The 5,235-nt window shown below is 45.0% G+C and carries 3 protein-coding genes; all 3 read left to right on the top strand.

Annotated elements, in window-relative coordinates; genetic code table 11:
- Nucleotides 1–938 precede the first annotated feature (938 nt).
- The 3 genes from AAEY93_RS20005 (at nucleotide 939) to AAEY93_RS19995 (ending at nucleotide 5,064) form a co-directional block, all read left to right on the top strand.
- Nucleotides 939–1,799 carry an HAD-IIB family hydrolase gene (locus AAEY93_RS20005; protein ID WP_351079373.1) on the top strand — a complete coding sequence of 287 codons (861 nt, stop codon included), beginning with the start codon at nucleotides 939–941 and terminating at the stop codon, nucleotides 1,797–1,799.
- 1 nt (nucleotide 1,800) lies between these two features.
- Nucleotides 1,801–3,021 carry a glycosyltransferase family protein gene (locus AAEY93_RS20000; protein WP_124012184.1) on the top strand — a complete coding sequence of 407 codons (1,221 nt, stop codon included), beginning with the start codon at nucleotides 1,801–1,803 and terminating at the stop codon, nucleotides 3,019–3,021.
- Between the two features lie 306 nt (nucleotides 3,022–3,327).
- Nucleotides 3,328–5,064: a sugar phosphorylase gene (locus tag AAEY93_RS19995; protein ID WP_124012182.1), complete on the top strand. Its 1,737-nt coding sequence runs from the start codon at nucleotides 3,328–3,330 to the stop codon at nucleotides 5,062–5,064.
- Nucleotides 5,065–5,235 lie beyond the last annotated feature (171 nt).

The raw sequence follows: 5,235 nt of genomic DNA, 5'->3' as shown, positions 1-5,235 counted from the left end.
GCGGACTTCGTCCTGCTAGGGACAGCTTCGCTGCTAAAATCCTAGGCCGCTACGCGGATAGTGCGCTGCGCTTCTAGAGCGGACTTCGTCCTGCTAGGGACAGCTTCGCTGCTAAGATCCTAGGCCGCTAGGCGGATAGTGCGCTGCGCTTCTAGAGCGGACTTCGTCCTGCTAGGGACAGCTTCGCTGCTAAGATTGAGCCGCTACGCGGCTAGGCTGTTGATTTTATAGAATCTAGCCGCGTAGCGTCCTAGCAGCGCAGCGTTCTAGGCTTTTTTCGCTCGCTACCGCTCTAGGCTTTTTGCTCGCTACCGCTTAATTCGCACCAACATGGTGCAATCGTTTGTCTTTGTTGCACAATTATCAGGCTTATTCTCCGCACTACTTTCCATACCATCACTTGACGTGTTTTAAATACGTTATATATATCAAAGGCTAAAGTCTATTTGTGCCATTAAGGTGCAAAGTCCTTATATTTGGCATATATCCTGAATCAATCAATAACTAAATCGAATAAGTGTGAGGTCGCTTAGTTACTAGGGCGGACTTCGTCCTGCTAGGTCGCTACGCGGATAGAGCGCTGCGCTTCTAGGGACAGCTTCGCTGCTAAGATTGAGTCGCTGCGCGACTAGGCTGTTGATTTTATAGCCTCTAGCCGCGAAGCGTCCTAGCAGCGTAGCGTTCTCGGCTGTAGCTAAGATTGAGTGACTAGATTCTAGGCCGCTTCGCTACTATGCTTTAGTTTTTATAGAGTCTAGCCGCGAAGCGTCCTAGCAGCGCAGCGCTCTAGGCATCGAGATCCTAGGCCGCTACGCGACTAGGCTGTTGATTGTATAGAATCTAGCCGCGTAGCGTCCTAGCAGCGCAGCGCTCTAGGCTGTTGATTTTATAGCGTCCTAGGCTTTAGCGAAGCGTTCATTGGTTAAAAGGGAGATGATATGACAACACGACCACTTATCTTTACTGACATAGATGGCACTTTACTTGACCATTATGACTATAGCTTTAGTCATGCAATAGACGTGATTGAAGCATTAAATGAACGGCATATTCCTATTATTGCCAATACCAGTAAAACCTTTGCCGAAATGGAAAAGCTCCAACAAACCATTGGTTTTAATTCACCGTTTATTTCAGAAAATGGTGCGGTAATTTATATCCCTATTGGTTACTTTGACCAACAGCCACAAGATACGTTTACCCAAGGATATTATTGGGTAAAAGAGTTTTGTCAGCCGCGAACATATTGGCTCGAATTGTTAACAGAGCATGCACAAGCCTTTGACGATGACTTTATTGGTTTTTCAACGTTGTCGGTTGAAGCGTTATGTGAAGTCACCGATCTGTCACCAGACAATGCCAAGCTGGCATTAATCAGGCACTACGGCGAACCACTACTTTGGCAGGGTGATGAAGCCAGTAAACAAGCCTTTATAGCGTTGATGACAGGTGTTGGTGCTCAAATGCTCCAGGGCGGACGATTTCTACATGTTGGCGGTGATACCGATAAAGGCAAGGCCATGAAATGGTTAGCCGATGTGTATGCCAAGCAATATCACGCACCTGTTATTACCATTGCACTGGGTGACAGTGGTAATGACACGGCCATGCTCGAAGCTGCCGATATTGCCATACAAATTAAGTCACCTGTTCATGACTTTCCTACCTTAACGACAAAAAAACAAAGTATTAAAAGCAGTCTATACGGTCCTAAAGGGTGGGCTGAATGTATAACCCAAACGCTATTGTCGTCATCGGATGAATCACAGAAAAACCAACTAACATTTGGAGGGGCGTAATATGGCCGATTTTTATCAAAATGGCATTGTCACCACAATGCACAATTTAACCCGACGTACCCATGAAGAGCTTGAAACAGAGTTAATTAAGTTTTCAAAAACACGGCCATTAGGATTAATACTGCCCTCTCTTTATTCTGAGTTAGAAGGTGACGCGCTTAAAGATATTGTTAGTAAATTGAAAGAGGTACCCTACTTAAACGAAATTGTGATTGGATTAGACCGAGCCGATCTCAAGCAATATAAACATGCACTGCGCTTTTTTGGCGATTTACCCCAACATCACCGCATTTTGTGGAATGACGGCCCACGTTTACAAGCGCTGGATGCAAAACTGCAAACCTTAGGTTTAGCGCCTAAAGAATTGGGTAAAGGCCGTAATGTTTGGTATTGCATGGGCTATATTCTGGCCTCTGGAAAAACTGAATCGGTTGCCTTGCACGACTGCGATATTGTCACCTATGAAAAGTCATTGCTGGCACGTTTACTTTATCCTGTGGCCAACCCGAAGTTTAATTACGAGTTTAGTAAAGGCTATTATGCGCGTATTTCCAATGGGCAAATTAATGGCCGAGTGTCACGGCTGTTAGTCACTCCGTTGATTAAAGCGCTTAAAAAAGTGGTCGGTTATAACGAATATTTAGACTATATGGACAGTTTTCGTTATCCATTAGCGGGCGAGTTTTCATTTAGACGCGATGTACTCAACGACCTACGGATCCCAAGTGACTGGGGATTAGAAATTGGTGTGTTATCAGAAATGCAGCGCAATTATGCCCATAATCGTATTTGTCAGGTCGATATCGCCGACAATTACGATCATAAACATCAAGACCTATCATTAGATAACGAAGAAGAGGGTCTGTCTAAAATGTCGATTGATATCACCAAAGCCTTCTTTCGTAAACTTGCCACTCAAGGCAATACTTTTAGCACCGAATCGTTCCGAACCCTTAAGGCGACTTATTACCGTATCGCCCTAGATTATGTCGAAACCTATCATAACGATGCGATAATGAACGGCTTAACCACGGATATTCATTTAGAAGAAAAAGCCGTTGAAATGTTTGCCCAAAATATTGTAACGGCAGGGCAGCGCTTTTTAGATAACCCAATGGAAACCCCCTTTATGCCAACATGGAGTCGAGTAGTCAGTGCCATGCCAGATGTACTTGAGCAACTAAAAGCCGCCGTTGAAGCCGATCACGCCGAGTTTAGTTAACCGGATCACGACTTAATCGTTGGGATAATAATAGCTGGGATAATCGTTGGGGGTAATCGTCGAGTTAACCGTTGGGTTAACCGTTGGGATAATAGCCGGGATAATAATCATCGAGTTAATAGCCGGGTTAATCGTTGGGTTAATAGCAGTGTAAATAGCTGCATCTAGATCTGGCCTATTGTAAGTCAATGCAATCAAACCTAACGAAGATGGCGGGGAGGATTGCTGAATAAGCAGCTGTTTAATGACGCTTTATCACCATAAGTCGAGGCTGGAACCTCGAACCTCGAACAACAAGGACACCTTATGTCAGTAATGGAAGTATTACAGCAAAAGCTGCAGCAACAACTTAGCTGCATTTACAATGATATCGACCTCGACATGAGCACCTCAGAGTTGGCGGTTCAACTCATCGACATCATGCGCATAACTGAGTATTGCCAAGTACCAGCACCTTTTGTTAATCATTGGTCTGAAAAAGACATCATTATGATCACTTATGCTGACAGTGTGCTCCAACAAGGTGAGCGTCCACTCACAACCCTGGCGCAATTTATCGACAGCTATTTAAGTTGCATCAATGCGGTGCATATATTACCGTTTTTTCCCTACAGCTCAGACGATGGTTTTTCCGTTATCGACTACTCAAGCATTAACGAAGGTCTAGGCTCGTGGGCAGACATTAGTGCCATTGCCAGCAAGCGACGATTAATGTCAGATCTAGTCATCAATCATTGTTCCAGCCGCAGTTTATGGTTTGAACATTTTTGTAAAGGTGAGGGCGTGGGTCATGACTATTTCTTTACCGCCGATCCGGAGGATGATTTAAGCGCGGTGGTTCGGCCCAGAACCTCAGCCCTACTCAGGCCAACTGAGACACCTAACGGCACTCAACATGTATGGTGTACGTTTAGCCACGACCAAGTCGATTTTGATTTTCGTAATCCACAAGTGTTAATTGAGTTTGTACGAATAATTCGGCAATATTTAGATGCTGGGATCAGTATTTTTCGCCTAGATGCGGTGGCTTTTTTATGGAAAATAGTGGGCAGTAAATCAATTAACTTACCGCAAACCCATGAAATAGTCCGTTTGTTGCGTACATTAATCGAGCATGCCCAACAAGACGCCATTATTATTACCGAAACCAATATCCCTAACACCCAAAACTTGACCTATTTTGGTAATGCTAACGAAGCACACAGCATTTATAACTTTTCACTGCCACCATTGTTAATCAACAGCCTTATTACCGGTAGTTGCTTGTACTTAAAGCGTTGGCTTATGAGCATGCCGCCCGCACAAGATGGCACAACCTACTTTAATTTTATTGCCTCCCACGATGGCATCGGCCTTCGTCCAGCAGAGGGGTTACTCGACGACGATGAGATAGATACACTCGTCGACACCATGCAACAATTCGGTGGCCAAATATCATCACGAACCACAGAAGATGGTCAGCAAAAACCATACGAAATGAACATAGCCCTGTTTGATGCGCTGCAAGGTACCACTAAAGGCAAAGACGCTTGGGGCATGCAACGTTTTGTGTGTGCCCATACCATTATGTTAGCGCTAGAAGGTATTCCAGGTATTTATATTCATAGTTTATTGGGAACCCGCAACGACTATGAAAAGCTGGCAAACACGTCACATAATCGTGCTATTAACCGTCATCGTTGGGATCTCAATCAATTAACTGAGCAGCTAAGTGATACCAATAGCGACCATAGCCAAGTGTTAACCGCGCTGACTCATTTAATTAATATTCGCACCCAGCAAAGTGCTTTTCATCCCAATGCCACCCAGTTCACCCTGCACTTAGGCTTACAATTATTTGGTTTCTGGCGTCAAAGTCGTAACCGTAAACAGAGCATCTTCTGCGTCAGTAACGTATCTGATCAAGTCACCACGCTACCCATTAATGAACTTAATCTTACTATTGCCGACTACTGGATAGATCTATTAACCGGCCAACAGATTGAAGACATCACCCAACCCATGCAACTGCAACCCTATCAAACAGTGTGGATCAGTAACTAGTGTCGCTGCGCTACTAGGGCTGACTTCGTCCTGCTAGGATCGCTACGCTGCTAGGGCGTGACTTCGTCACTGCTAGGATCGCTACGCTGCTAGGGCGTGACTTCGTCACTGCTAGGATCGCTACGCTGCTAGGGCGTGACTTCGTCACTGCTAGGATCGCTACGCTGCTAG

The sequence above is a fragment of the Shewanella sp. CAL98-MNA-CIBAN-0140 genome, assembly GCF_040309905.1.
GTDB lineage: Bacteria > Pseudomonadota > Gammaproteobacteria > Enterobacterales > Shewanellaceae > Shewanella > Shewanella psychromarinicola.
This window is presented reverse-complemented; position numbering and strand designations above follow the sequence as displayed.

Coding starts and splice junctions, on each gene's coding strand:
- AAEY93_RS20000 (WP_124012184.1), top strand. CDS start 1,801: ATGGCCGATTTTTATCAAAATGGCATTGTCACCACAATGCACAATTTA.
- AAEY93_RS20005 (WP_351079373.1), top strand. CDS start 939: ATGACAACACGACCACTTATCTTTACTGACATAGATGGCACTTTACTT.
- AAEY93_RS19995 (WP_124012182.1), top strand. CDS start 3,328: ATGTCAGTAATGGAAGTATTACAGCAAAAGCTGCAGCAACAACTTAGC.